At 67.5% G+C, this 24495-nt stretch carries 26 protein-coding genes, 1 tRNA gene, 1 other RNA gene and 1 pseudogene; 9 read left to right on the top strand and 20 right to left on the bottom strand.

Annotated elements, in window-relative coordinates; genetic code table 11:
- The first annotated feature begins 48 nt into the window (after positions 1-48).
- The 3 genes from ITJ62_RS09875 to ITJ62_RS09885 all read left to right on the top strand — a co-directional run bounded on the left by ITJ62_RS09875 (position 49) and on the right by ITJ62_RS09885 (position 1793).
- On the top strand, positions 49-882 hold the full coding sequence (locus tag ITJ62_RS09875) for a sugar phosphate isomerase/epimerase (protein ID WP_228498143.1): 834 nt from the start codon (positions 49-51) through the stop codon (positions 880-882).
- 4 nt (positions 883-886) lie between these two features.
- Entirely contained in the window at positions 887-1075 is a 189-nt protein-coding gene (locus ITJ62_RS09880) for a hypothetical protein (RefSeq protein WP_079705603.1), read from the top strand.
- A 148-nt stretch (positions 1076-1223) separates the two neighbouring features.
- Positions 1224-1793 carry a hypothetical protein gene (locus ITJ62_RS09885; protein WP_194601489.1) on the top strand — a complete coding sequence of 190 codons (570 nt, stop codon included), beginning with the start codon at positions 1224-1226 and terminating at the stop codon, positions 1791-1793.
- A 383-nt stretch (positions 1794-2176) separates the two neighbouring features.
- On the opposite strand, the gene ITJ62_RS09890 is transcribed toward ITJ62_RS09885, so the two are convergent.
- Positions 2177-2252, bottom strand: a tRNA-Lys gene (locus ITJ62_RS09890).
- 147 nt (positions 2253-2399) lie between these two features.
- Here ITJ62_RS09890 and ITJ62_RS09895 point away from each other — a divergent pair.
- Together ITJ62_RS09895 and ITJ62_RS09900 are read left to right on the top strand one after the other, a co-directional pair.
- Entirely contained in the window at positions 2400-3203 is an 804-nt protein-coding gene (locus tag ITJ62_RS09895; RefSeq protein WP_370581886.1) for an inositol monophosphatase family protein, read from the top strand.
- A 63-nt stretch (positions 3204-3266) separates the two neighbouring features.
- On the top strand, positions 3267-4250 hold the full coding sequence (locus ITJ62_RS09900) for a DNA topoisomerase IB (protein WP_192018166.1): 984 nt from the start codon (positions 3267-3269) through the stop codon (positions 4248-4250).
- On the opposite strand, the gene ITJ62_RS09905 is transcribed toward ITJ62_RS09900, so the two are convergent.
- From ITJ62_RS09905 to prfB, 12 genes are all read right to left on the bottom strand, one after another.
- A complete protein-coding gene (locus ITJ62_RS09905; protein WP_137241917.1) occupies positions 4247-4615 on the bottom strand; it encodes a hypothetical protein in 369 nt (122 codons plus the stop codon). The two genes, ITJ62_RS09900 and ITJ62_RS09905, sit on opposite strands and share 4 nt — an antisense overlap.
- Before the next feature lie 15 nt (positions 4616-4630).
- Positions 4631-5008, bottom strand: a complete 378-nt coding sequence (mnhG, locus tag ITJ62_RS09910; protein WP_064296238.1) for a monovalent cation/H(+) antiporter subunit G — start codon at positions 5006-5008, stop codon at positions 4631-4633.
- The gene (locus ITJ62_RS09915) at positions 5005-5268 is read right to left on the bottom strand and encodes a monovalent cation/H+ antiporter complex subunit F (protein WP_064296237.1); all 264 of its coding nucleotides are present in this window, start codon (positions 5266-5268) and stop codon (positions 5005-5007) included. Before ITJ62_RS09915 ends, mnhG begins: the two co-directional genes overlap by 4 nt.
- A complete protein-coding gene (locus tag ITJ62_RS09920) occupies positions 5268-5837 on the bottom strand; it encodes a Na+/H+ antiporter subunit E (protein ID WP_194601492.1) in 570 nt (189 codons plus the stop codon). Before ITJ62_RS09920 ends, ITJ62_RS09915 begins: the two co-directional genes overlap by 1 nt.
- Positions 5837-7405, bottom strand: a complete 1569-nt coding sequence (locus ITJ62_RS09925) for a Na+/H+ antiporter subunit D (protein WP_079002188.1) — start codon at positions 7403-7405, stop codon at positions 5837-5839. The genes ITJ62_RS09920 and ITJ62_RS09925 overlap by 1 nt, the downstream gene beginning before the upstream one ends.
- Positions 7402-7881, bottom strand: a complete 480-nt coding sequence (locus ITJ62_RS09930; protein ID WP_137241919.1) for an NADH-quinone oxidoreductase subunit K — start codon at positions 7879-7881, stop codon at positions 7402-7404. Before ITJ62_RS09930 ends, ITJ62_RS09925 begins: the two co-directional genes overlap by 4 nt.
- The gene (locus ITJ62_RS09935) at positions 7878-10808 is read right to left on the bottom strand and encodes a Na+/H+ antiporter subunit A (RefSeq protein WP_194601495.1); all 2931 of its coding nucleotides are present in this window, start codon (positions 10806-10808) and stop codon (positions 7878-7880) included. The genes ITJ62_RS09930 and ITJ62_RS09935 overlap by 4 nt, the downstream gene beginning before the upstream one ends.
- A gap of 137 nt (positions 10809-10945) precedes the next feature.
- Positions 10946-11314, bottom strand: a transfer-messenger RNA (tmRNA) gene (ssrA, locus tag ITJ62_RS09940).
- A 137-nt stretch (positions 11315-11451) separates the two neighbouring features.
- Positions 11452-11928: an SsrA-binding protein SmpB gene (gene smpB, locus ITJ62_RS09945; protein ID WP_056007115.1), complete on the bottom strand. Its 477-nt coding sequence runs from the start codon at positions 11926-11928 to the stop codon at positions 11452-11454.
- A gap of 111 nt (positions 11929-12039) precedes the next feature.
- Positions 12040-12954: a permease-like cell division protein FtsX gene (gene ftsX, locus ITJ62_RS09950; RefSeq protein ID WP_064296231.1), complete on the bottom strand. Its 915-nt coding sequence runs from the start codon at positions 12952-12954 to the stop codon at positions 12040-12042.
- Positions 12951-14261, bottom strand: a complete 1311-nt coding sequence (gene ftsE, locus ITJ62_RS09955) for a cell division ATP-binding protein FtsE (protein WP_194601498.1) — start codon at positions 14259-14261, stop codon at positions 12951-12953. The genes ftsX and ftsE overlap by 4 nt, the downstream gene beginning before the upstream one ends.
- A 99-nt stretch (positions 14262-14360) precedes the next feature.
- On the bottom strand, positions 14361-15470 hold the full coding sequence (gene prfB, locus ITJ62_RS09960) for a peptide chain release factor 2 (protein ID WP_079705593.1): 1110 nt from the start codon (positions 15468-15470) through the stop codon (positions 14361-14363).
- Between the two features lie 46 nt (positions 15471-15516).
- Between prfB and ITJ62_RS09965 the strand changes: the two genes are divergently transcribed.
- Positions 15517-16785 carry an MFS transporter gene (locus tag ITJ62_RS09965; RefSeq protein ID WP_137241922.1) on the top strand — a complete coding sequence of 423 codons (1269 nt, stop codon included), beginning with the start codon at positions 15517-15519 and terminating at the stop codon, positions 16783-16785.
- A 22-nt stretch (positions 16786-16807) separates the two neighbouring features.
- Here ITJ62_RS09965 and ITJ62_RS09970 read toward each other — a convergent pair whose 3' ends face one another.
- The 7 genes and pseudogenes from ITJ62_RS09970 to ITJ62_RS10000 form a co-directional block, all read right to left on the bottom strand.
- A complete protein-coding gene (locus ITJ62_RS09970) occupies positions 16808-17212 on the bottom strand; it encodes a hypothetical protein (RefSeq protein WP_194601501.1) in 405 nt (134 codons plus the stop codon).
- Positions 17213-17265: 53 nt separating this feature from the next.
- Entirely contained in the window at positions 17266-17754 is a 489-nt protein-coding gene (locus tag ITJ62_RS09975) for a TadE family protein (protein WP_194601504.1), read from the bottom strand.
- The gene (locus tag ITJ62_RS09980; protein WP_370581887.1) at positions 17729-18154 is read right to left on the bottom strand and encodes a TadE family protein; all 426 of its coding nucleotides are present in this window, start codon (positions 18152-18154) and stop codon (positions 17729-17731) included. The genes ITJ62_RS09975 and ITJ62_RS09980 overlap by 26 nt, the downstream gene beginning before the upstream one ends.
- Positions 18138-18332, bottom strand: coding sequence for a hypothetical protein (locus ITJ62_RS09985; protein WP_194601507.1), 195 nt, complete (start codon positions 18330-18332; stop codon positions 18138-18140). Before ITJ62_RS09985 ends, ITJ62_RS09980 begins: the two co-directional genes overlap by 17 nt.
- Positions 18333-18345: 13 nt before the next feature.
- The gene (locus ITJ62_RS09990; RefSeq protein ID WP_194601511.1) at positions 18346-19284 is read right to left on the bottom strand and encodes a type II secretion system F family protein; all 939 of its coding nucleotides are present in this window, start codon (positions 19282-19284) and stop codon (positions 18346-18348) included.
- A complete protein-coding gene (locus tag ITJ62_RS09995) occupies positions 19281-20150 on the bottom strand; it encodes a type II secretion system F family protein (protein ID WP_159878302.1) in 870 nt (289 codons plus the stop codon). The genes ITJ62_RS09990 and ITJ62_RS09995 overlap by 4 nt, the downstream gene beginning before the upstream one ends.
- Positions 20147-21109 (bottom strand): annotated as a pseudogene (locus ITJ62_RS10000) (CpaF family protein); the annotation flags it as partial. The pseudogene ITJ62_RS10000 and the gene ITJ62_RS09995, both read right to left, overlap by 4 nt.
- A gap of 48 nt (positions 21110-21157) precedes the next feature.
- On the opposite strand from ITJ62_RS10000, the gene ITJ62_RS10005 reads away from it, so the two are divergent.
- From ITJ62_RS10005 to ITJ62_RS10015, 3 genes are all read left to right on the top strand, one after another.
- Positions 21158-22639: a recombinase family protein gene (locus tag ITJ62_RS10005; protein ID WP_194601516.1), complete on the top strand. Its 1482-nt coding sequence runs from the start codon at positions 21158-21160 to the stop codon at positions 22637-22639.
- Between the two features lie 508 nt (positions 22640-23147).
- Entirely contained in the window at positions 23148-23426 is a 279-nt protein-coding gene (locus ITJ62_RS10010; protein WP_194601519.1) for a hypothetical protein, read from the top strand.
- A gap of 61 nt (positions 23427-23487) precedes the next feature.
- A complete protein-coding gene (locus tag ITJ62_RS10015) occupies positions 23488-23754 on the top strand; it encodes a hypothetical protein (protein ID WP_194601522.1) in 267 nt (88 codons plus the stop codon).
- Positions 23755-24495: the final 741 nt, after the last annotated feature.

Consider the following 24495-nt stretch of genomic DNA (forward strand, 5'->3'; position numbering starts at 1 on the left):
GCGTGTTCAGACGGCGAGCATATGCTTGCGCTGATGATCCGCCATGGCATGAGCACGTCCTGCGTCTACCCGCTGGGAACCCGGCGCGCGTTCGAGTTGGCCGCCGAAGCCGGCTACGACGGCGTCGAGGTCATGGTCACCCAGGACCGCGTGACGCAGGACGCCGACGCCCTTCGCGCCCTCGCCGCCGAGACCGGGCTGGACATCCTCTCGATCCACGCGCCGGTCCTGACCCGGACCGCGTTCGTCTGGGGCCGCGACCATCGGGAGAAGCTCCGCCGCTCGGCGGAGCTCGCCGCCGCCGTCGGCGCGTCGACCGTCGTCGTCCACCCGCCGTTCCGCTGGCAGCGGCGCTACGCGAACGCCTTCGTCGACCTCGTCGCGGAACTGAGCGAGACGCACGGACTCGAGCTGGCCGTCGAGAACATGGCGTGCTTCCAGAGCCGCGGGCTCCGGGTGCAGCCGTTCGCCTTCGGCTACGACCCGGCCCCGCTCGCCTGCGCCGCCCTGACGCTCGACTTCTCCCACGCGGCCCTCGCGGGTGAGGACTCGCTCGAGATCGCGACCCGCTACGCCGGCCGACTGCGCCACGTGCACCTGTGCGACGGGACCGCCCCATCGCCGCGGGGTGCCTTCCTCGACGAGCATCTCCTCCCAGGCGATGGCGAGCAGCCGGTCGCCGAGGTCCTCGAGCTGCTGCGCGCGGCGGACTGGTCGGGAAGCATCGTCGCGGAGGTGCACCTGCCCGCGACCGGCGGCGACGCGCTCCGCCTCGCCCAGCTGCGGGCTTCGCTGGCCTTCGCGAAGCGTGCATTCGCTAGCACAGGCGAGAACCCGAAGGAAAGCCCGGATGCGGGGGACCTCCCCTACCGGCTAGCGTGAAGTCATGCGCAAATTCCTCTTCAACGGCAGCATGATCTCCACGGTCTTCGGTGGGATCTCCGCTCTCCAGGCGACCCGACAGGGACCGCGGGACTGGAAGCTGGCCCTCCTCTGGGTGAGCTGGGGCATCTCGCTCGCCCTCGCGATCAGCTCGGTGCTCGACGACAGCAAGCAGGCGGAGATCGGCCGCTGAGGTCGCGCCGCCCGCGCTACCACGACCGCCCGGAGAACCCGAGAATTGGGGCGCTCACCCGCGTGTCTCCGCGTCGTTCCGCGCCTCGTGATCGACAATGAAGGCAGTCCAGCCTCACGGATGATCCGCTTTCGATGAAGGGCCCGCCATGTTCGGTCGCCGACGCCACGCAGCACCAGTCTCCGCATCGAAGCTGACCGAGAAGCAGCTGTTCGACCTCGTCCACGCTCGACTGGCCAGCGAACTCGGTGCCAACGGCGCCTGGGTGCTGTCGCGCCGCACCCCGAGCTCCGGCGACGAGATCTTCCACGAGGTGTACGCCCAGCAGCTCGCTCACGAGATCGCGACGGACATCGACCTCGAGCAGGCAGCGGTGACGGTTCGTGCCGAGGCAGCTCCGGCACGTGGATGGCGCCTCTGGTCGCGCGGCCAGGAGGAATCCGCGGTCGACGCCGCCGACGATGTCGAGGCCGTCGAGGTCATCGAACCGACCGTCGACGAGGAACCTGCCGCCATCACCGAGACGATCGACGCGCCGTCCGAGGCGCAGGCCGGTGACGACCACCCCGAGGCGGCGGCAGACGACACCGAGCCGACGCTCGTCGAGCGGACCCTCCTCGAGCCGCAGCACTACCCCATCACCGTCTGGGCCGAACCCGAGTTCATCGACGCGAGCCTCGTCAACCCTGTGCCGGCGCGCCGCAGCTCGGTCGCCTGATCAGCGACACACGTCGACAACGGCCGTCCACTCCGGTGGGCGGCCGTTTCGTCGTACCGGGCCACTGAGCGGGCATGACGCCTCATCGAACCCGAATCGATGAGGCGTCACGGCGCTGGTGGGCACGAATGCCCGACCGTCGCTCTGCTCCGCACGGTGGGGTGACCACGCGGAGGCTTTCGTCGGCAAGGGCAGGACCCGATCCCGCCATGCTGCCGACCCTTCCAGGGTCTCATGCCTGCGCCCTGCTCGGTTCCGATGACGCGAATCGGACGGGAGCTGTCGCGAAACGTCCCCGGAGCGTTTCGTCGGGCCGCAGGCGCGCACGCGAGTCGAGCCGAAACGCAGAACGGCCCCGTCCGAAGACGAGGCCGTTGCTAGTGTGGTGCACCCCCCCGGACTTGAACCGGGAACCCACTGATTAAGAGTCAGTTGCTCTGCCAATTGAGCTAGAGGTGCGTGGTTTCGGAGTGTTCCGAACCGAGATATGACACTAGCACCCAACTGGCCCGGGTGCGAAATCGAGCCGGTCGGCGTGTCGCGGTGGCACGTCTCCAGCCCTTCGAGCGTCGTTCGATCAGGCCCGCGCGACCCTATCCTGGAGAGGTGACCGAACCCGTGACCGTCTCCCCCGCCGACCTCGATCTCGCGCTCCGGCTCGCCGACGCGGCCGACCACATCGCGATGGACCGCTTCGAGGCTCGCGACCTCGAGGTCTCCACCAAGCCGGACCGCTCGCACGTCACGGACGCCGACCTCGCCGTCGAACGCGCCATCCGCGGCATCCTCGAGACCGAGCGCCCGGACGACGGCGTGTTCGGCGAGGAGTACGGCGCGCAGGGCCCGACGGATCGACAGTGGATCATCGACCCGATCGACGGGACGGCGAACTTCCTCCGCGGTGTCTCGAACTGGGCGACGCTCATCTCCCTCGCCGTCGACGGCGTTCCGGTCGTCGGCGTCGTGAGCGCACCCGCCATGCACGCCCGCTGGTGGGGTGCCATCGGACACGGCGCGTGGGGCGTCCGGTTCGGCGAGACCACCCCACGCCGACTGTCCGTCTCGGGGGTCTCCGACCTCGCCGACGCGTCCTTCAGCTTCCAGAGCATCGCGCAGTGGGCCTCGGTCGGACGGATCCCCCAGCTGCTGGCCCTGTGCGGCTCGCTGTGGCGCGATCGGGCCATCGGTGACATGTGGCCCTACATGCTGCTCGCCGAAGGCTCGATCGACGCCGTGGCCGAATTCGGCGTGCAGGAGTACGACCTGGGCGCCCACGTGCCGATCGTCCTCGAGGCGGGCGGTCGCTTCACGGACATCGACGGCATCGAGACCATCTCCACGCGGAGCTCCCTCGCGACGAACGGGCGCCTGCACGACGCCTTCCTCGCCGAGCTGCCACCCGTCGGCTGACACGAGCGCACGGCACCGCGCAAGCCCGCCGAGCGGGATCCGGCCGCGTCGTACGCTGGGCGGATGGTACGACTGAGGCGCAGCGACGTGAACGGACAGGGCATCCGACGGGTTCGATCCGGGCGCGGCTTCAGCTATCGGTTGCCGGACGGTTCGCTCCTCGACGATCAGGAGATCCGGGCACGGATCGACGGCCTGGTGGTCCCTCCCGCGTGGAACGAGGTCTGGATCACCCCCTACGCGAACGGGCACATCCAGGCGACCGGCATCGACGCGGCCGGGCGACGACAGTACCTCTACCACCCGTCGTGGCGCGAGCGTCAGGACCGGAGCAAGTTCGACCGCGCCCTGGCCCTCGCCGAGGCCCTCCCGGCCGCGCGAGGTCGGGTCACCCGGGACCTCCGGCTCGAGGGGTACCCGCTTGCACGGGTGTCGGCCGGCGCGTTCCGCATGCTCGACACCGGCTCCCTGCGCGTGGGCGGCGAGCAGTACGCGGAGGCCAACGGCAGTCACGGCCTGTCGACCCTCGAGGGTGCGCACGCTCGCGTGAGCGGCGACACCGTCGCGCTGAAGTTCCCGGCGAAGAGCGGACAGCCTTGGGAGTCCGACATCGTCGACGCCGACCTGGCCTCGCTCATCCGCTCCCTGAAGCGCCGTGGACCGCACGCCCGCCTCCTGGCCTGGAAGGACGGGAACCGCTGGCGTCACCTCCAGGCGAGCCAGATCAACGACTACGTCCGGGCGCAGACGAACGGCGAGTTCACCGCGAAGGACTTCCGGACGCTGCACGGCACCGTCGCGGCCGCGGAGAGCCTGGCGAAGGCCGGACCCGTACAGAGTAAGACGGCACGCTCGAAGGTCCTCGCACAGGCCATGCGCGACGCCGCAGCGGTCCTTGGCAACACCCCGGCGATCGCGAAGTCCAGCTACGTCGACCCGCGGGTCGTCGATCGCTATACGCACGGCGAGACGATCCCACCGGACGGTCGCGGCTCACCGGAGACGGCGCTGCGCGTCCTGCTCGTGGGGACGGACGACCCGTCCTAGCCGTGATCCTGGTCGTGGGACTCGGTGCCCGCGTCGCGCGGCGCTCCGTTCCCCGCGAGGTACCCCTCGACATCGGACTCCGGGATGAGCTGCAGCCCTCGCGGGGTGTGCGATGAATCCGAGAGGACCTCGAGCCACGCGCGGTTGAGTTCCGGCGGGCGGCTCCCGAAGAAGCGGAACTGCAGCGGGATGCTCGGGGACAACCAGAGCGAGCGTCGTCCCGAACCGTGTTCGGGATCGTTCGCCCAGCTGAGGAAGAAACTCTCCTGGCGGCGCAGCTTCGCCCCGATGACGGCCTTCAGATGCGCGAGCGCGCGGTCTTCGATCTCGTACTCGTCGCCGGACCCGTAGATGAGCATTCCCATGGGGACATTCTGCCGCTATTCGGGCGTGTGGCCGGGATGTCGTTCCTCGCCGAGTTCTTCGCGTCCCGCGAGCTCGTCGCGGACGAGGACGGCCTCGTCGAAGTTGCCGCTGCGGTAAGCCGCCCGGGCGACCATGTGCGCGGAGATCGGCGCGGTGAGGCTCTGGAACACGATGATCGCGATCGCGATGGTGATGGTCCCGACCGTCGGGCTCGAGACGGCGACGTCCGCCATGATCGCGATGAGCCCGAGGATCTGCGGCTTGGTCGCCGCGTGCAGGCGGGACAGCACATCGGGGAAGCGCAGCAGGCCGACGCCGGCGGCGAAGCACATGATCGCCCCGACGAGCACGAGGGCCCCGGTGACGATGTCGCGGATCAGCTCGCCGGTCATGCGTCGTCCTGCTTCGACATGAAGCGGGCGACACTGACCGAGCCGACGATCGCGAACATCGCGAGCGCCAGGAGGACCGGCAGGCCGTCCGTGTGACGGTTGATCGCCATCTCGGCTCCGATCGCGCACATGACGGTGGCGACGAGCACGTCGGAGGCGATCACGCGGTCGAGGAGGCTCGGCCCGCGGATGATCCGGTAGACCGCTGCGAGGGCTGCGGCACCGAACAGCACGGAGACGATGATGATCACGACGAGCATCACTGCCCCCTTCCGATCGAGACAGGGTCAGGGTCGTGGCGGAGGGCGTCCGCCTCGGCGCGGGAACCGATCGCGAGGATGAGCCGTCGCTCCGTTCCGAGGACCTCGGCGACGACCGCGTCGATGTCGGCGTCGTCATGCACGTTGAGCGCGTGCAGGTAGAGCGTCGAGGCCGTGCGGTCGAGGTCGACCACGATCGAGCCTGGGACGATCGAGACCGCCTCGGCCGTCCAGCTCATGATGAGGTCGGAGGTCGTCCGCAGACGGACCGCGATCACCGCGTTACTGGACCGGAACCTCGGCTTGAGGACGAGCCACGCGATCTCCGCACTCGCCCGCACGATGTCGACGAGGAGCTTGCCCAGGAAGATCGCGGTCCGCCAGAGGTTGATGCGGCCGCTCAGCTCGACGGCCGGCAGGTAGAACAGGAACGACACCAGCAACGCGACCCCGAGGCCGGTCACGAGCGTGAGCAGGTCGAACATCCCCCAGAGGAGACACCAGAGCAGGATGAGACCGGCCAGGAGGAGGGCCTGGCTGAACAGCGCGCGACGACGTGACGGTTGCATTACTTCAGGTGCTCCGTTCCGTCGGGGAAGACCGCGGTGATGTAGTTGTCCGGGTCCTCGATGTTCTCCGCCGCGCGCGTGGCCAATCCGAAGAGGGGCCCCGCGAAGACCGTGAGGGCGAGGGTCAACGCGACCATGCCGGTCGTGGCACCGATCATCGGGCGCGAGATGGTCTTAGTGTCGACCGAGCCCGAGTCCTCGGGGCTCTCCGCGAGCTGGTCGAGCAACGGCGACGAGTATCCGGCGACCTCGTCCTTCCCACGCCAGAAGCCCATGTTCCACACGCGCGCCAACGCGTACAGGGTCAGGAGCGAGGTCGCGGCTCCGGCCGCGATCAGGATGTACGACAGCGGGTCGCCCAGGGCGACACCCGCCTGGAACAGCCCGATCTTGCCGAGGAAGCCGGAGAACGGCGGGATACCGCCGAGGTTCATCGCTCCGATGAAGAACAGCACACCGACGATCGGCGAGGCCTTCAGGATGCCGCCGAGCCGGGAGATGGAGGTCGTCCCACCGATCCGCTCGACGAGACCGGTGGTGAGGAACAGCGTGGTCTGGACGACGATGTGGTGGACGATGTAGTAGATCGTCGCGGCGGTCCCGGCGACCCCGCCGACGGCGATGCCGAAGATCATGTAGCCGATGTGGCTCACGAGCGTGAACGACAACAATCGTTTGATGTCGGCCTGGGCGACCGCGCCGAAGATGCCGATGAGCAGGGTCAGGAAGGCGATGACCATCAAGGGTGTCGCCAGCGGCACGTCCTTGAAGATGAGCGTGTCGGTCCGGATGATCGCGTACACACCCACCTTCGTCAGCAAGCCCGCGAACACCGCCGTGACCGGCGCCGGCGCGGTCGGGTAGGAGTCGGGCAACCAGAACGACAGCGGGAACACCGCAGCCTTCACCGCGAACCCGAGCAGGAGTGCGGCGCAGAGGATCGCCTGCACCTCCATCGGCAGGTCGCGCACGCGGTCGGCCACGAGGGCGATCGTCACGGTGCCCGTCGCGCCGTAGATGAGGGCGATCGCGGCGACGAAGAGCAGCGACGACATGAGGCTGATGACGATGTAGGTGACACCGGCGCGGATCCGCGCTCCCGTGCCGCCCAGGGTGAGGAGGACGTAACTGGAGGCGAGGAGCATCTCGAAACCGACGTACATGTTGAAGAGGTCGCCCGCGACGAAGGCGTCGAACAGCCCGGCCGCCAGGACCAGGTACGTCGGGTGGAAGATCGACACCGGCGTCTCGCGGTCGCCGTCGACGATGCCCTGGCCGATGGCGAAGATGAGGACGCCCAGCAGCATCAGGGCGGCGACGAGCAGCATGATCGCGGAAAGCCGGTCGACGACGAGCACGATGCCCCACGGCGGGGACCAGCCGCCCAGCTCCACGACGATCGTGCCGCTCTGGTCGACGGCCGCGAGCAGGATCGCACTGATCACGGTCACCGCGGTGAGCGCGATGACGCTGATCGCCACCTGCGTCTTGCGGCGGTTGCGGAACATGAGCGCGATCGCCGAGCCGATCAGCGGGATCATGACCACGAGCGGGACGAGTGCGTTCATTCGCCTGCCCCCTTCCTGGTCGTCTTGCGATCGTCGCCGTGCTCGTTGCTCTCGTCGAGGACCCGTTGGATGGCCTCGTCGTCCAGGTCGACCTGGTTGAAGACCGCCTCCGTCGCCGCCTCCGTGTCGTCGGCGTGCTCGTCGCTGAGGGTGTCGCCCTCGTCGCCGAGTTGTGCCAACCACCAGGTCCGGTAGATGAGCGCCAGGATGAAGGCGGTCACGCCGAAGTTGATGACGATGGCCGTGAGCATGAGCACCTGCGGCACCGGGTCGACCATGCGGTCGTCGGAGGCGGTGCCCGTGACGAGCGGTGCGGTGCCGCTCGGGCCGCTCATGATCAGGATGAGCAGGTTCGTCGCGTTGCCGACGAGCACGAACCCGATGAGGAACCTGGTGAGGCTCCGCTCGAGCATGACGTACACCCCGGTGCCGTACATGACGGCCATCAGGACGACGAGGGTCAGTGAGGCGCTCATCGTTCGGCCTCACTCGCCGAGAACTCGTCCGTACTCTGCTCGTCGATGTCGGCTTCCTCCTGTTGACGGTCGACTTCGGCCCCGAGACTGCGCAGGATGTCGAGCGCCAGTCCGACGACGACGAGGTAGACGCCGATGTCGAAGATGCTGGACGTGCCGAACGAGAGGTGTCCGAGGATCGGGACGTCGGCCGAGAAGTACGCGGACTGGAGCGCTTCACCGCCGAAGAACAGGGAACCGACCGCCGTCCCCACTGCGAGCAGCAGTCCGACGCCGAGCACCTTGCCCGCGTCGATCGGCACGGCTTCGCCGAGCTCGTAGCGTCCGCCGGCGAGATACCGCATCACGAGCGCGAGGCCGGCGAGCAGACCGCCGGCGAAGCCGCCGCCCGGCTCGTTGTGGCCGACGAAGAGCAGGAAGACGGAGACGACGATCGCCGGGTGGAAGAGGAGCCGCACGAGGACCTCGAGGAGGATTGAACGGTTCGCCTCGGCGATCGCCCGGCCACCGATGAGCCATGAGTGCCGCCCCACCGCGTCGCGAGGTGCTTCCATCTCGCTGTCCGCGAGGTGGGGGTCCGACACGACCTGGGATCGGAGGCCCGGGATACGTCGGCGCCGCGCACCGCTGAGGCGCGGGACCTCGGCGCCCCGCTGTGAGACGAAGAGCAGGCTCGCGATACCGGTGGCCACCACGACGAGCACGGAGATCTCACCCATGGTGTCCCAGGCTCGGATGTCGACGAGCATCACGTTGACGATGTTCTTGCCGTGGCCCTCCTCGACGGCGAGCCGGGGCAGCTCGGTCGCGATGCTCTCGGCCTGTCGCGCGCCCAGGGCGATGACCCCGATGAGCCCCATGACCAGGCCGGTCAGCGTCCCGATGACGACCCGACGGACACGGTGGACCGGGGCGTTGCGCTGGGCGATCTTGGCCGGCAGTCGACGGAGCACGAGGACGAACACCACGATCGTGATCGTCTCGACGAGGGCCTGGGTCAGCGCGAGGTCGGGAGCGCCGTGCAGGGCGAACAGAGCGACGAGCCCGAAGCCGGTGACGCCGACGAGGAGCACAGCGGCCATGCGCTGCTTCGCCCGGGCGGCCGCGATCGCCGCGGTCGCCATGATGAAGGCGATGGCCACCTGGGCGGGATAGTCCCACAGCCGGATCTCGCTCGGCCAAGCGCGCCCGAGGAGGGCGATCGTGCCGAGGGTGAGGACGAAGACCACGAGGATGGTGGACAGGTACTGGACGAGCCCGCCGCGCTGGGCGAACAGGGTGACCTTCGCGGAGAGCCGGTCGATGCCCTGGGTCGCCGCCCAGTAGCCCTTCGAGGAGTCGATGAGGGGTGGCAGGCGGTCCTGCAGACGCGCGACCGGGAGCCTCCAGCGGAAGAGCAGCAGACCGAGCAGCACCACGACGGCCGAGATGCCGAGCGCCGGCTCGAGGCCGTGCCAGAGCGCGAGGTGGTAGTCGCCCTCCCCCACGGAGTCCGCGTACGGCGCGAGCACCGTGTCGATGGGCTTCGTCGCGAAGCCGAGAGCGATGGTCGCGACGGCGAGGATGCCCGGCGCGATCATGATCGTTCCGGATTCGGCATGCAGTTCGGTCGGCGCGGCGCCGCGTCGGTCTCCGAAGGCGCCCCAGAGGAATCGGGCGCTGTACGCGACGGTCAGCACGGACCCGACGGCGGTCCCGATGATCGCGACCCAACCCCACACGTCGCCCTCGAGCGCGCCCTCCAGCAGTGAGGTGAAGACGGCCTCCTTCGCGACGAACCCGAAGAGCGGTGGGATACCGGCCATCGACGCGACCGCGATCGCCGCGATGACGGCGAGCACCGGCGTCTGGCGTCCCAGACCGGAGAGGTGCCGCCAGTCACGCGTCCCAGCACGGTGGTCGATGATGCCGACGACGAGGAAGAGTGCCGCCTTGTAGATGGCGTGGGCGAGCAGGAGTGCGACGGCGGCCAGGGCCGAATCACGGGTGCCGTACCCCGAGATGACCATGAGGAATCCGAGCTGGCTCACCGTCCCGTAGGCCAGGACCAGCTTGAGGTCGTACTGACGCAGCGACCGCCAGGCGCCGGCGACCATGGTGAGGACGCCCAGACCGACGAGCATCGCGTCCCAACCCGGGGTGTCGGCGTAACCGGGAGCGAGCCTCGCGACGAGGTAGATCCCGGCCTTCACCATGGCCGCGGCATGCAGGTATGCACTCACGGGCGTCGGTGCGGCCATCGCGGCGGGCAGCCAGAAGTGGAACGGCACGAGCGCGGACTTCGAGATGGCGCCGACGAGGATGAGGAGGATGGCGACCGTCGTCGCGGGGCCGGTCAGGCCCTGCTCGACGATCGAGGCGAGCGAGGTGCTCTGCGCCTGCACGGAGATCATGATGACGCCCACGAGCATGACGAGCCCGCCGAAGGTGGTCACCAGGAGCGCCTGGAGCGCGGCACCGCGACTCTCCTTGCGATCGGTGTAGTGCCCGATGAGCAGGTAGGAGAGCACACTCGTGATCTCCCAGAACATGAACATGACGATGATGTCGTCGGCGGTCACGAGGCCGAACATCGTGCCAGCGAAGGCGAAGAGGAGCGCGGCGAAGCGACCGAGGCCCGGCTCGGTCGACGAGAAGTAGCGGCCGCAGTAGAGCAGTACGAGGGCACCGACGCCGGTGACGACGAGGGACAGCAGCCAGGCGAGCGTGTCCATCCGGAACGAGAGCGCGATGCTCAGTTGCGGGATCCACTCGATCGTCTCGACGACCGTGCCACCGGCCGTGACCGTGCCGGTCTGGAGGAGCGTCCAGACGAATGCCGCCGCGGGCATACACGCGATGACGTAGAAGACCTTCGTCGACAGCACTCGAGTGAGTGTGGGCGTGGCGACGGCGATCGCAGCAAAAACAAGCAGGATTGTCGCCATGCAGGTCTCCCGGGTGGTGGCGGCCTCTGGACTCCCAGGTTAGCAGCCCGTCGGTACCCCTCCGACCCCAGGAACGACGACAGGCCCCCGCCGAAGCGAGGGCCTGTCGTCGACTCGGCAGCGTGTGACAACGTCCGGAGTGGAGATGGGGGGAATTGAACCCCCGTCCACTGCTGTGATTCTGCGCCTTCTACGGGCGTATCCCTTAACACGTTCTACTCGGCCCCGACCATTGACAAGGGCATCTTGGTCGACGGGCCCAGCCGAAGAAAAGTCCCGGATGACGTCGCGGCTCCGTCATCCAGCAAGTCCCCTAGATGACGCCAGGATCCGAGACGGGGACACGCTCGGTCTGACGGACTATCGGGCTCGCTTAAGCAGCGAGGGCGAAGTCAGTGCGCTTAGAGTTGGCACTTGTTGTTTTGCAGAGATCGTTAACGAGATAACCCTGCATCCTCGACCCGCTTCTCGCAGTTTCGCAGGCAATGTCGAAACCGATCATCCCCATGGACTCAGCGCCTCGGAGAACGAGGCGAAGAGGGTCGTTGTCACACGCTGTCGAGTTGTCAATCCACCGCGAACGGTGAACGAGCACCTTGCGGTGCAGCTTTCAAGTGTACCGCGCCCGAGGGGCACCTGTCACCTATTCGCCGAGCCGGTTCCTGGTGGCCATCGCACGCGCGGCCTCACGGGTGTCCTGCTTCTCGCGGAGGGCATGCCGCTTGTCGTATTCCTTCTTACCCTTCGCCACGGCGATCTCCACCTTGGCCTTGCCGTCCTTGAAGTAGATCTTCAACGGCACGAGGGTGAAGCCACCCGGGGCGATCTTGTGGGCGATCTTGTCGATCTGCTCGCGGTGCAGCAGCAGCTTGCGCTTGCGCCGTGGCGGGTGGTTCGTCCACGTGCCCTGACCGTACTCGGGGATGTGCACCGCGTCGAGCCACGCCTCACGGCGGTCGATGAAGGCGTACCCGTCGACGAGCGACGCCCGCCCGGCTCGCAGCGACTTCACCTCGGTACCCGTCAAGACCATGCCGGCCTCGTAGGTGTCCTCGATCGTGTAGTCGTGGCGGGCTTTGCGGTTCGTGGCCACGACGTTCTCGCCCCGTTCCCTCGGCACGGTGTACTCCTGACGTTCTGGTTCGGATCCATCGGAACGGACCGGCCGCGATCGCGGCAGCCTGTCAGTCTAACGCAGTGCGAGCGGTGCGGTGGCCGCACTGCCTCCCCGCTAGACCTTGAGGTACCGCGAGATCGCGAAGTTGGCCGAGATCGCCGCCAACAGCACGCCGACGAGCAGCAGGATCGGGAGGACCACGAAGGCGTCACCGAGATCGACGAAGTTGACGTACCGCATGCGGTCCGCCAGGTATCCCTGGACGAACACCTGGACGATGGTGATCACCGCCCCGGCCGCGAGGATGGAGCCGATGAGCGCGGCGAACACACCCTCGAGGATGAACGGTGTCTGGATGAACCGGTTCGATGCACCGACCAATCGCATGATGCCGAGTTCCCGGCGTCTCGAGTACGCCGACAATCGGATGGTCGTCGCGATCAGCAGGGCTGCGGCGACCAGCATGAGTGCTGCGATCCCGATCGCCGTGTAACTGGCGATGTTCAGGACTGAGAAGATCTGGTCGAGGTACTGGCGTTGATCCGTCACCTGCTCGACGCCCGCGACGCCGGAGAACGCCTCGACGAGCACGTCGGACTGCGAGGCGTCCTTCATGTTCACCCAGAAGGTCTCGGGCAGCTGGTCCGCGGTGACGAACTGTGCGATGTCGTTGCCCTTGAACTGCTCTTGGAAGTTCGTGAACGCCTGCGCCTGGTCCTCGAAGTAGAACTTGTCCACGAAGGGGGCGAGGGTCGACGACTCCAGGGCGCTCTGGACGGCGGCGCGCTGCTCCTCGGTTGCGGCGCCGGCGGCACAGGTGTCGCCCGCGCTGTCGGCGGTGCAGAGGTAGATCGCGACCTGCGCGCGGTCGTACCAGTAGTTCTTCATCTGGCCGATCTGCATCTGCAGTAGGACGGCCGTACCGACGAAGGTGAGCGAGATGAACGTCACGAGCACGACGGAGACGACCATCGAGACGTTGCGACGCAGGCCGTTCCAGACCTCGGACCAGATCAGTGCGAGTCTCACTTGGTCGGCCCCACGTTCTGCTCTCCGTCTTCAGTGCCGCGCGCCGCGGCACGCAGGCCGAGTCGCTCGGCGAGCGACAGGTGTTCGACCTCGATCGGGTCGATCTCGTTGCGTGCCGGGAGCCCGATGGGGCCCGTGGCGTTGCTCAGGCGTTGCGGAGGCGCGACCTCCGGGACCGCAGCCGCCGGCGGTACGGCGGGCTCCGCTTCCGGTGTCGTCGGCTCGGCCTCGGGCGCTTCCGGTGTCGATTCCTCGGCTCGCGTCGCCGGGGTCTCAGGCTCGGCGACGGGAGCCGCGGCCGATTCCTGGATCGGCGTCGCGCCGGACACCCGGGTGACGACCTCGTCGGTGTCGGCCTGTGGCGTGGTCTCACGTGAGACCGCGGCGGGCGCGGTCGGTGCGGCTGGAGCTGTCGGCGTGGCCGCGGTGGCGGCGACCGCGGCGGCGGCAACGGCACTCGTCGTGGGCTCGGTGCGGGCAGCGACGGATGAGGTCGTGGTCGTCACCGGGACCGATGAGGTCTCGACAGCGGGTGCGACCGGAGTCGAGGCCGTTGCGGGGGCCGTCTGTGCCGACGGAGCGGCGGCCTTCGAGGATCCTCTGACGAGACCCGGGATGGCCGCTGTCGTGCCGTATCCACCGTGGCGTTCGTCACGGACGATCTGACCGTCCTGCAGCTCGATCACCCGGCGCTGCATCTGATCGACGAAGCCGGCCTCGTGCGTGGCCATGACGACCGTCGTCCCACCCGCATTGATGCGCTCCAGCAATTGCATGATGCCGGCGCTGGTGGCGGGGTCGAGGTTACCGGTCGGTTCGTCGGCGAGCAGGATCTGCGGCTTGTTGACGATCGCGCGGGCGATGGCGACGCGCTGCTGCTCACCACCGGACAGCTCGTGCGGCAGGCGCTGCGCCTTGCCGTCGAGTCCGACCATCTTGAGGACGTCGGGCACGGCCTCCTGGACGAATCCGCGCGACTTGCCGATCACCTGGAGGGTGAAGGCGACGTTCTGGTAGACCGTCTTGCTCGGCAGCAGACGGAAGTCCTGGAACACGACCCCGAGGCTGCGCCGGAAGTACGGCACCTTGCGGTTCGAGATGGAACCGAGGTCGTGGCCGAGCACATGGATCTTGCCCTTGCTCGGCTTGTCCTCCTTGAGCATCAGGCGGAGGCAGCTCGACTTCCCCGACCCCGAGGCACCGACGAGGAAGATGAACTCTCCCCGCAGGATCTCGAAATCGACGTCGTTGAGCGCGGGACGCGAGGTTCCCGGATACTTCTTGGAGATGTGATCAAACCGAATCATGGCTCCTTGAGCTTAAGGAGCGACCTGCCGATTACGGGCAGGACACGCCCGCGATCCGTACCCTGTACGAGGGCTGGGCGAACACTATGCCGCGCCGCGCTACTCCGGCTTCGACATCGACCGCCAGCGGATGCCCGCGGCGATGAACCCGTCGAGATCGCCGTCGAACACCGCTGCGGGGTTCCCCTGCTCGTGCTCGGTCCGCAGGTCCTTCACCATCTGGTACGGCGCGAGCACGTAGGAGCGCATCTGGTCGCCCCAGCTCGCCGTGATGGTGCCGGCCAGCTCTTTCTTCGTCGCGGCCTCCTGCTCCTTCTGGATGAGGAGGAGTCGCGACTGGAGCACGCGCATCGCCGCGGCGCGGTTCTGGATCTGGCTCTTCTCGTTCTGCATCGAGACGACCGTGCCGGTCGGCAGGTGGGTGATGCGAACGGCGGAGTCGGTCGTATTGACCGACTGGCCACCGGGGCCGCTGGACCGGAAGACGTCGACACGGATGTCCGACTCGGGGATCTCGACGATCTCCGTCTCCTCCATGAGCGGGATGACCTCGACGGCGGCGAAGCTCGTCTGTCGCTTTCCGGCGGCACCGAAGGGGCTCATGCGCACCAGGCGGTGCGTGCCCGCCTCGACGCTCAAGGTGCCGAAGGCGTATGGCGCGTCGACCTCGAAGGTGGCCGACTTGATGCCGGCCTCCTCCGCGTAGCTCGTGTCCATGACGGTGACCGGGTACTTGTGCTGCTCGGCCCACCGCAGGTACATGCGGAACAGCATGTCGGCGAAGTCGGCGGCGTCCACACCGCCGGCACCGGCGCGGATGGTGACGACGGCGGGGCGCGGGTCGTACTCGCCGCTCAGCAGCGTCTGCACCTCGAGGTCGCCGAGCACCTTCTGCAGGCTGATGAGCTCCTGGCGGGCCTCTTCGGCCGACTCCTCGTCCTGGGCGTCGGTCGCGAGTTCGATGAGCACCTCGAGGTCGTCGAGCCGGTTCGCGATGCTGGTGATGCGGGCGAGCTCGGACTGACGGTGGCTGAGGGCGCTCGTCACCTTCTGCGCGTTCGTCGTGTCGTCCCAGAGATCCTGGGCACCCGCCTGCTCGCTCAGCGTCGCGATCTCGGCTTCGAGACGGTCGACGTCGACGACGGTGCGGATGTCGTCGAAGGTCGAGCGGAGGGTACTGATCTGTGTGGAGAGGTCCAAGTCAAACATTTGGCTTCAGCCTACCGCGCAGGGCCGCGGGCGTACGATCGAGGGGATGACTTCCGACGAACGCCCGTTCCAGCTGCGCTCCGTGGCCGTCTCGGTCTTCCTCCCCACACTGTTGTTCTCGATCGGTGAAGGCGCCATCATCCCGATCATCCCGGCCGTCGCCGGGAACCTGGGGGCGACGCTCGCCGTCGCCGGCGTCATCTCCTCGCTCATCATGCTCGGCGAACTCGTCGGCGACGTCCCGTCCGGGTGGATCGTCAGCCGGATCGGCGAACGCTTCGCGATGATGTGGGCGGCGCTGCTCGCGGTCGTCGGGGTCGCGACGGCCGCCATCTCCCCCAATCCGTTCGTCCTCGCCGTGGGCATCTTCTGTATCGGGCTCGCGACCGCCGTGTTCGGTCTGGCACGGCACGCGTTCATGACGACGTACGTGCCGATGCGGTACCGGGCGAGGGCGCTCTCCTCCCTCGGAGGTGTCTTCCGCGCCGGCACGTTCATCGGACCGTTCCTGGCCGCAGGCGTCATCCACCTCACCGGGACGTCGCAGGCGGCGTTCTGGGTGATGGTGATCTGCTGTGCCGGGTCGGCGGTCACCCTGCTCGTCCTCCCCGACCCGGCGGAGATGTTCGGACGACCGCCGTCGACGCGCACCGCCGACGGCGAGGAGCGGACCGAGGGTGAGGAGCTCGCGTCCGAGGAGTCGAGCGGTCTGATCGCTTCGATCCGAGCCCACGGCGCGGTGCTCACCAGGATGGGGACGACCGCTGCACTCGTCGGCGCCCTGCGCTCGTGCCGCGCGGTCCTGCTCCCGCTGTGGGCCGTCAGCATCGGCGTCTCGGAGACGGACACGGCGCTCATCATCGGCGTCGTCGGCGCGGTGGAGTTCGCTCTTTTCTACGCCAGCGGTCAGGTCATGGACCGCTGGGGGCGGATCTGGACCGCCGTCCCGTCGATGATCGGGCTGGGCTCCGGCTTCATCGTCCTGGCCTTCACGCACGACCTCGACGAGGCGCGGGTCTGGTTCATCGCCGTCGCGCTCGTGCTGGCACTGTCCAACGGCCTTGGCAGCGGCATCCTCATGACCCTCGGCTCCGACCTCGCGCCGCCGGACCGTCCCGCGCCGTTCCTCGGCGCCTATCGCTTCCTGGGCGACGCGGGCACCGCCGCCGCTCCCCTGGCGATGTCCGGGATCACCGCGGCTGCGTCGATCTCCCTCGCCGCCGGCACCATCGGCGGTGTCGGGCTCATCGGCGCGTTCCTCCTCTTCCGGTTCATCCCCCGGTTCATCGATCGCGGCACCCGCCCCTTCCCCTGATCGTCGGGAGGCCCGTCCGCCGTCACCAGAAGACACTTCGAGCACTCGCGGTCGCCTCGATCCGGAGGCCCTGCGGGACGAACAGCGTCAGCATAGGTGGCCGCCAATCCGACGCCAGCGAGACCTCCGCGCTCCGGCCGTCCGGGGTCCGCGCCGCGACGATCTCGACGCCGGTGAGCGCGCCCGCACCGCCGGTGCTGAGGTCGTCGCGTGCACTCGATCGGACCGAGTCGTCATCGAGGACGGGTCGGAAGGTCCCGTCGGGCTGGATCGCGACGTCGTCGATGGAGAAGGACTCCGCAGCGGTCGCGGCCAGGCGGTCGGCGAGGTCGAGGAGCCGCTTGTGCTCCACGTACAGGGACGTGGCGGCGCTCCCGACGAGGACCACGGCGAGCGCCACCACGGCGAATCCGATGGTCAGCAGCATGGTGGACCCGTCCTCTTCGCCGACGTCCAGATGTCGTCGTCCGCCCGGCACCCTCATTCCACCTCGCTGAACCGGTCGTCGAACCGGGAGATCGGGGCCGTGGCGGCGCCGGTCACGGGGACCGCGGCTTGGACGCCGAGGATCTCGGGCATCAACGGCAGGACGACGAGGATGTCGACGGTGACCGTGACGGCACCGCCGCGCTGCCCGCACGGGAAACCGGCTGGTGCGCAGTCGAGCGTGACGGACGACTGGGACCGGTCGAGCCCGAAGTCGTCGAGCGCGAGTGCGAGCGCGTCCTCGACGCGGTCGCGACCCGTGGCGTCGTCGTCGGCCCGCGCGTAAAGTTTCGCCGCCTGTGCCGCGGCCCCGCCGGCCGCGAGCACTGCGGCCTGCACCTCGGCGAGCGCGACGATGAGATAGACGATCGGCACGAGGAGGACCAGACCGACGGTGATGAACTCGAGGGAGGCCGATCCGTCGTCGTCCAGTGCGGTCGGTCGGTGACGCAGCTCATCACTCGAGTGTCTCGAGGACCGCATGACCTTCCACCTCCAAGACGCCGGGCAGTCCGATCAATCCCACGACCGGAAGCGGTGCGCGGACGGTCACGGTCACGATGCCGGCTCCGCGATGATCGGCCAGCGTGGCGCTGACGTCACCCGTGTAGCCCTCCCCCACGGCGACGGCGATGAGCTGGCGTGCTCGGTCGGCGCCGTCGAGCAGTTCGGTGTCGGCCAGCGCTCCGAACCGGGCTCCCTCCGCCGCCGCGTCGATGAGCGTGTTCCGGACGTGCAAGGCGAGCGCGAGCTGGACCACGGACATCATCAGGACGGTGAGGATCGCTCCGACGAACACGAACTCGGCGACGGCTGATCCGTCCTCGCCGCGCACGAGCCTCGTCCGCCATCCGCCGATCTCGGGCTCAGATGCCGGAGACACGGTCGATGGCCTGTTCGAACACCTGCGTGAGCGCCGGGCCCGCGACACCCCAGATGAGGAGGACGAGCCCGGCCGTCATGAGCGTGATGAGGACCCAGCCGGGGACGTCGCCGCGCTCCTCGGCGACGAGGGAACGACTCCGGTGAAGCGTGCGGTCGAGGAAGGAGGGGGAGGACATGTGGAACCTTTCGTCAGAAGCCGGTCCGGAGCACGAACACTCCGGGGAAGACGGCGATGATGATGGACAGGGGCAGGATCAGGAAGACGAGGGGCACGAGCATCGCAACCTCCTTCTTCCCGGCGGATTCGAGGAGACGGCGTTTGGCGGTGTCACGTCCGTCGTGTGCGTGGTCGAGGAGCACGGCTGCGACCGGTGTGCCGCGTTCGAGCGCGCCCAGGATCTGGTCGACGCATCGCGACAGCATCGGCATCGCGAGTCGGGCCTCGAACTGCCGGAGTGCGGTGGCGAACGGGATACCGGTGGAGACGTCCGCCATCACCCGGCGGAACTCCCTGCCGAGCTCCCCGCTGGACCCGATGCGCGCCACGCGGTCCATCGCGTCCGTGATCGCCTCGCCGGCCGCGAGACTCAGACTGAGGAACTCGAGCACCGTCGGCAGCTCCTCCTCGATCCGCGCGAGGCGGCGACTGGCGGCGAGTGCCAGCAGCTGGTCGCGGAGGACGATTCCGGCCACCGCCCCGACCGCGGGGAGCGGTGCTGCGAACGGGAGCGCCAGTCGTCCGTTGCTGAAGGAGAACACGGCGAGCGCCGCGGCGACCGCGAAGCCGCCGAGCCCCCACAGGAGTTGCAGCAGTCGGTACCGCTCGAGCGTCGGTCCCCCGGCTTGACCCAATCGACGGATGACGAGTTCCTGATCGGCGCCGACCAGGCCGAGCGACCATCGAACGGCGCGGAGGACCGGGACCAGCAGGGTGCCGAGGACCGGTAGCGGGTCGGTCGAGCGGCGCGCGGCTTGCGAGCGGGCGTCGCTGGAGAGGTCGGCGACGTAGGGGGCGATGCGGTCTCCGAGCCGCGGTCGTCCGAGTGCCGGCAGGAGCATCGCGAGCGCCCAGAGGCCGACCCCGAGGATCGCTCCGAGGCTGAGGGCCCACGCTCCGTCTGCACTCACCGGAACCACCGTCGTTCGGGCTGGAGCCGTCCGACACGGAGCATCGCCTGGTAGGCGAGAGCGGAGACCACGACGCCGGCGATGATCAGGACCGCTCCCTCACGGGAGTTGTAGGCGGCCGACGCCTCCGGCCGGGACGACAGGAGCAGGAGGATCGCCCAGGGTGCCGCGACGCCCAGCCTGGCGGCGTTCACCACCCAGGACTGCCGCGCCTCGGCCTCGGCTCGGATGGCCGACTCCTCGCGCAGCCCCGCGGACAGCGCTCGGAGCACCGCCGGCAGTTCCGTGCCTCCCACGTCGCGGGCCATGCGCACCGTCTCGAGGATGCGGTCGGCGACCGGGTCGGCGAGCGCGGTCTTCAGGTCGTCGATGCCGTCGGCGAAGCGGCCGGCAGCCCGGTAGTCGGCGCTGAACGCGGCGAACGCCGGGCGGAGCGGTGCGGGTCCGACGGTGTCGAGCGCGGCCACCGCATCCGGGAGCGAGAGCCCTGACCGGATCGCGGACAACAGGTGGTCCACGACATCCGGCCACAGTCCCCGCTGCAGGCGACGTCGAGAGGTGGCACGGGCTCGGAGCACGATCACCGGAGCGACGAGTCCGGCGACGGCGACGACGGCGCTCAACGGCAAGACCCGGCAGAGCGCCTGGACCACTGCGCCGGAGACCAGACCGGCGAGGACGGAGACCACGATGGCGGCCGCCCAGTACCGACCGGGCAGACCGGCCAGGATCAGGAGTTCGCGGAGCGCAGCGACCGGCCTCCACCGCTCCAGGGTGTCGCGCAGCGGCTCAGGGTCCGGCCACCACCAGGGTGCGACGGTGAGGAGGAGGCCTGCGGCGAGGACCGCTCCGACGACGAGACTCATCGCTCGCCGACGGCGAGGATCGATGCGAGCGAGATCCCGGCCGCACGATACTTCGCGTCGTTCAGCGGGAAGCGACCGGTGGCGCGGAGCTCTCCGTCGCGCTGCTCGAAGAGGGTGGAGGCCTCGATCGTATGGGACTCCCCGCTCCCGCCGACCGCGATGATCTCCGCCACCCGCCGGCGTCCGGACCGGTCGAGCTCACAGTGCACGACGAGGTCGACACATGATGCGACGGCCGGGCGAACGAACCCCGAGTCGATGTTCCGGCCCGCCAGCAGTGGCAGCGTGCAGAGCTTGCCGATCGCGTCGCGCGCGGAGTTCGCGTGGATACTGCAGAGCCCCGGCAACCCGCTGTTGAGGGCGATCAGGAGGTCGAGGCTCTCCGCCTCCCGGACCTCGCCGACGACGATGCGGTCCGGCCGCATCCGGAGCGCCTCCTTGATGAGCCGCCGGAGGGTGATCTCTCCCGTGCCTTCGAGGCTGGCCTGCCGACATTGCATCGCGACGACGTCGCGGTTGCCCGGCGCGAGCTCGAAGGTCTCCTCGACGGTGACGATGCGGAGGGCCGGGTCCAACGAGGCGATGAGGGCGCCGAGCATCGTGGTCTTGCCGGCCTGCGTCGCCCCCGACACGAGCAGGTTCGCCCCCGCGGTCATGCTCGCGCGGAGGAACTCGGCGGCCTGGTAGCTGATCGACCCGGCGGCCACCAGCTGACCGAGATCACGGATCCGTGCGGAGAACTTGCGGATGTTGATGGACATGTGCCGACGCGTGACGTCGGGGATGACGACGTGCAACCGCGAGCCGTCCGGAAGCGACGCGTCGACGAACGGGTTCGCGAGGTCGACCCGACGACCGGTGGCGCGCAGCATCCGCTCCACGAGGTCGCGGACGTCACCCTCGCCGAGGACCACGTCCGTGAGCTCAGACACCCCGCCGCGTGCGACGAACACCTTCGTCAGTCTCTTGAGATGACACAAATCGTTGACTCAGGCGTAGAAAAACCCATGAGCAAGTCTGAGACCGCCGTCATCTACGCACGAGTTTCCAAGCACACGTCCGAGGACGAGTCCGTCTCCATCACCACCCAGCTCCAGGGTCTCCGTTCACTGGCCGCAGCCAAGGGGCTGACCGTGGTCAAGGAGTACGTGGACGACGGCATCAGCGGTTTCAAGAATGTGCACCGGCCAGCGTTCTCCAGCCTGGTGGCAGACATGAGTAAGCAGCAGTTCTCGACGATCCTGGTCCGGCACTTCGACCGACTCGCTCGCAACGATGAGGACAGCAGCCTCATCCGGGTCGGGTGCGCTCGGTACGGCATCAAATGGATGACCCAGAGCGGTGAGCTGACAGACCCAGCAGCCGCCCAAGGCGGTCTCCTGGCCTCAATCACGGGCGCTGTGGCTCTCTACGAATCCAAGGTGAAGAGCGAGCGGCTGAGAGCCCGCTACGCCCACAACCGGAGCCGAGGAGTCAGCAACACCGGGCGGCGTGCATTCGGCTACTCGATGGACAAGCAGACGCCCCACCCGACTGAGGCGCTGGAGCTGCAGAAGGCATTCGCTCACATCCTCGACGGTGGCAGCATCTTCCAGATTCTGAAGGACTGGAACACCCGGGGTCTGCCGACCATCGGCAAGTCGAAGTGCTGGAGCTATCCCGCCATCCGGACCATCCTGACCAATCCCCGGTACGCGGCCCTGATGACCTACCAAGGGCAGATCATCGAGGACACTCCCGGCGACTGGACACCCCTGGTCAGCCGACAGGACTTCGACGACGTCCAGGCGATCCTCAACGATCCGAAGCGGCGCACCTCCCCCGGCTCAAAGACCCGCTACTTGGGTGGCGGCATCTACACCTGCCAGGTCTGTGGCTCCCCCATGCGGACCAACACCAGCAGCGACCGTCAGACCGGTGAGCGCCACGTGTACTACCGGTGCAGCACGAAGCTCGCGTACGACGGCGACACGACCAAGCATGTGACCGTGAAGATGACCCTGGCTGACGAGCTGGTCCGCTCCGCTGTCGTTGCCGCGTTCGCATTCGGGACGGCCGACCTCTTCCCCACTCAAGCAAGCTCTTCGCGATCCCTCAGCACGCTTCAGGCAGCTGCTAGCCGGGTCAGGGAGACCAAGGGCAAGGTGCTACGGCTCATGACCCAGGAGCTGGTCTCAGAGGAGGAGGCGACCTCACAGTTGCAGGAGCTGAAACGGCAGGAGCTGGCCCTGGAGCGTGACATCCAGGCGGCTATCCAAGCCGAAATGCAGTCGGACCTCACCGTCGATCTACGGGCCGGAATGTGGACCGGTGGGCTGCAGAAGGTGGCGGACGTGAAGCGAGAGCTGGGTGAGCGCTTCGATGCTCTCGGCGTGGACAAGAGGCGTGAGCTGGTCCGCACGCTACTGGACGTCGTTGTCAACGGCGGCCGTGGTGAGAAGGTGACGATCACTCATCGCGTGGTGACGAGCTTGAATAGAGCCGAATAGCTCTAAGTGATTACCTTTACTCTGAGTAAAGGTAATAGGGAACGCCCCCGGTTCGCAGGACAGCACCTGAACCGGGGGCGTTTGTGTCATAAGACTTGACCTCAATGACGATGTCAATGATATCAACCGGGAACGTGTCACGCTAGTTCACCGTGTCTACCTATCCGGTCCTCAAATCATGAAATGAGATTGCTCCAAACTTTGTCGCCACTTCGCCCGATTCGGTCAAATCCATCTGGTAATGTCTGTATCAGCAAGGACAGCACCCTGCGCAACACTAAGCTCCGCTGTTCCGAGGCTCCGTATGAACAACACACGTAGAGCACGGATCACATTCACTGAGCGAAACTAGCTACTTCGCCGGACACACTCTCAACATCTGCCCAAACAGGGTAGGTGCCCTTGGAGTATCCAAACCCCTGAATTCCTAGCGAATCTCAGCAGGGGGGACTCCAGGGGGGTGGATGTCCGGCGAGAGCTATACCGCTCCTCAGAGCAGGGACAGCGCATGATCACGAAGGATCACGTCCACCAGCACCAGGTAGACGAACTCACCACCAAACAGACTCACTCGGCACGACTCCGTGAGGCCGCATCGCGGCTATCCCGGCGAGCAGGCCACGACGTCACTCCTCATCACTTCATCGGGAGAACAGACGCACAGCTGGTCAGTGTCATCCAGGAGCTGGAGAACTTCCTCAACAATGCGGAAGCACTCCCCCAGCCGGTCCAGCCACCCAAGCGCAGCGGCTCACGCGGCAAGCGCAAGACGGGCGGTCAGGGCTGATGGATATCGACTACTTCGCTCAAGAGCTTGAACAGGCCTTCGGAATCCCAGAGGACAACTCATGACCGCACGTATCGACACAGGAGGGCTAGTGATCGTTGTTCATTGCCCTGAGCATCCGTGGTTCAGCGAGGCGGTCGATTGGGCCTCACAGGCCAACAAAGTCCGAATCGCACACAACAACGAGTTCCACCCTCGCAAGGACAAGACGCCGGATATCGAGTGCTCCAAGCCTGGATGCATCAACGAAGCACAGAGCTTGAAGTCGGGCCTCTGCTACACCCACTACCGCCACCACATGAAGACACAGGGAAAGGCCACACGATGAGCAAGCACCATCGCGCGGCGGGCTGGGCCAATATCTCGAAAAAGGCCCGGCCCAAGATCGAGGCAGCGCTCCCACTCCCCTGTGCCAGATGCGGCCGTGTCATCTACCCGGGCGACAGCTTCGTCGTGGGCCACCAACACGACCTCGCAGTACACGGACAGATCGAGGCCTACCAGCCTGAGCACCCACGCTGCAGCTCCGAGTCAGGTGGACGCCTCGGCCGAGCGATGCAGCTCAACAAGCAGCCGGAGCAGACAGGTGGATTCCACCATGACGTGTAGGTACTGGCTCCGCATCTCCAACCTGAGTGGAACAGACCGGGAGCTGGTCTTCTCATCCCTCACAGCCATGGTCGGGTTCATCCAGTCCGGCGTCCGCATCCGTCGCATCGGGGTTCAGACCCCGGGCCGACCCATCCATTGGGAGTAACCATGACCAGACCACTCTGCATCGTGGACACCTGCGACCGGCAGCGCACCACCCGCGACGACATGTGCTCCATGCATAACCGGAACCGGCGTCGAGCTGAAGAGGCTGGCCACGTCTACGCTCCCGGCGTCAAAGGCCCGAAGGGTCGAGCACCAGTCCCTACACAAGAGGGCATCAGCGACTACATCGCTCGTCTTCATCGCGAGTTCGGATTGGAATCATCGTGACTGTCATTCAAGAGTCTTCATCGAGTTCTTTTGACGAAAATCACCACAACCCACCCGAGGCGGGCAGCAGTTTTTCTCTCTCTGA

This window comes from Plantibacter sp. VKM Ac-2876, assembly GCF_015350715.1.
GTDB classification, from domain to species: Bacteria; Actinomycetota; Actinomycetes; order Actinomycetales; family Microbacteriaceae; genus Plantibacter; species Plantibacter auratus.

What these genes read in the sequence shown, in the direction of transcription:
- ITJ62_RS09930 (WP_137241919.1), bottom strand. Translation starts at nt 7,881, where the DNA reads ATGAGCGCCTCACTGACCCTCGTCGTCCTGATGGCCGTCATGTACGGC.
- ITJ62_RS09970 (WP_194601501.1), bottom strand. Translation starts at nt 17,212, where the DNA reads ATGCTGCTGACCATCGGATTCGCCGTGGTGGCGCTCGCCGTGGTCCTC.
- ITJ62_RS10015 (WP_194601522.1), top strand. Translation starts at nt 23,488, where the DNA reads ATGACCGCACGTATCGACACAGGAGGGCTAGTGATCGTTGTTCATTGC.
- ITJ62_RS09880 (WP_079705603.1), top strand. Translation starts at nt 887, where the DNA reads ATGCGCAAATTCCTCTTCAACGGCAGCATGATCTCCACGGTCTTCGGT.
- ITJ62_RS09905 (WP_137241917.1), bottom strand. Translation starts at nt 4,615, where the DNA reads ATGGGAATGCTCATCTACGGGTCCGGCGACGAGTACGAGATCGAAGAC.
- ITJ62_RS09900 (WP_192018166.1), top strand. Translation starts at nt 3,267, where the DNA reads ATGGTACGACTGAGGCGCAGCGACGTGAACGGACAGGGCATCCGACGG.
- ITJ62_RS09975 (WP_194601504.1), bottom strand. Translation starts at nt 17,754, where the DNA reads ATGCGGTCCTCGAGACACTCGAGTGATGAGCTGCGTCACCGACCGACC.
- ITJ62_RS09985 (WP_194601507.1), bottom strand. Translation starts at nt 18,332, where the DNA reads ATGTCCTCCCCCTCCTTCCTCGACCGCACGCTTCACCGGAGTCGTTCC.
- ITJ62_RS09965 (WP_137241922.1), top strand. Translation starts at nt 15,517, where the DNA reads ATGACTTCCGACGAACGCCCGTTCCAGCTGCGCTCCGTGGCCGTCTCG.
- ftsE (WP_194601498.1), bottom strand. Translation starts at nt 14,261, where the DNA reads ATGATTCGGTTTGATCACATCTCCAAGAAGTATCCGGGAACCTCGCGT.
- ITJ62_RS09935 (WP_194601495.1), bottom strand. Translation starts at nt 10,808, where the DNA reads ATGGCGACAATCCTGCTTGTTTTTGCTGCGATCGCCGTCGCCACGCCC.
- ITJ62_RS10010 (WP_194601519.1), top strand. Translation starts at nt 23,148, where the DNA reads ATGATCACGAAGGATCACGTCCACCAGCACCAGGTAGACGAACTCACC.
- ITJ62_RS09875 (WP_228498143.1), top strand. Translation starts at nt 49, where the DNA reads ATGAGCACGTCCTGCGTCTACCCGCTGGGAACCCGGCGCGCGTTCGAG.
- ITJ62_RS09915 (WP_064296237.1), bottom strand. Translation starts at nt 5,268, where the DNA reads ATGCTCGTCGTGATCATCATCGTCTCCGTGCTGTTCGGTGCCGCAGCC.
- ITJ62_RS09995 (WP_159878302.1), bottom strand. Translation starts at nt 20,150, where the DNA reads ATGAGTCTCGTCGTCGGAGCGGTCCTCGCCGCAGGCCTCCTCCTCACC.
- prfB (WP_079705593.1), bottom strand. Translation starts at nt 15,470, where the DNA reads ATGTTTGACTTGGACCTCTCCACACAGATCAGTACCCTCCGCTCGACC.
- ITJ62_RS09885 (WP_194601489.1), top strand. Translation starts at nt 1,224, where the DNA reads ATGTTCGGTCGCCGACGCCACGCAGCACCAGTCTCCGCATCGAAGCTG.
- ITJ62_RS10005 (WP_194601516.1), top strand. Translation starts at nt 21,158, where the DNA reads ATGAGCAAGTCTGAGACCGCCGTCATCTACGCACGAGTTTCCAAGCAC.
- ITJ62_RS09920 (WP_194601492.1), bottom strand. Translation starts at nt 5,837, where the DNA reads ATGCAACCGTCACGTCGTCGCGCGCTGTTCAGCCAGGCCCTCCTCCTG.
- mnhG (WP_064296238.1), bottom strand. Translation starts at nt 5,008, where the DNA reads ATGACCGGCGAGCTGATCCGCGACATCGTCACCGGGGCCCTCGTGCTC.
- ITJ62_RS09925 (WP_079002188.1), bottom strand. Translation starts at nt 7,405, where the DNA reads ATGAACGCACTCGTCCCGCTCGTGGTCATGATCCCGCTGATCGGCTCG.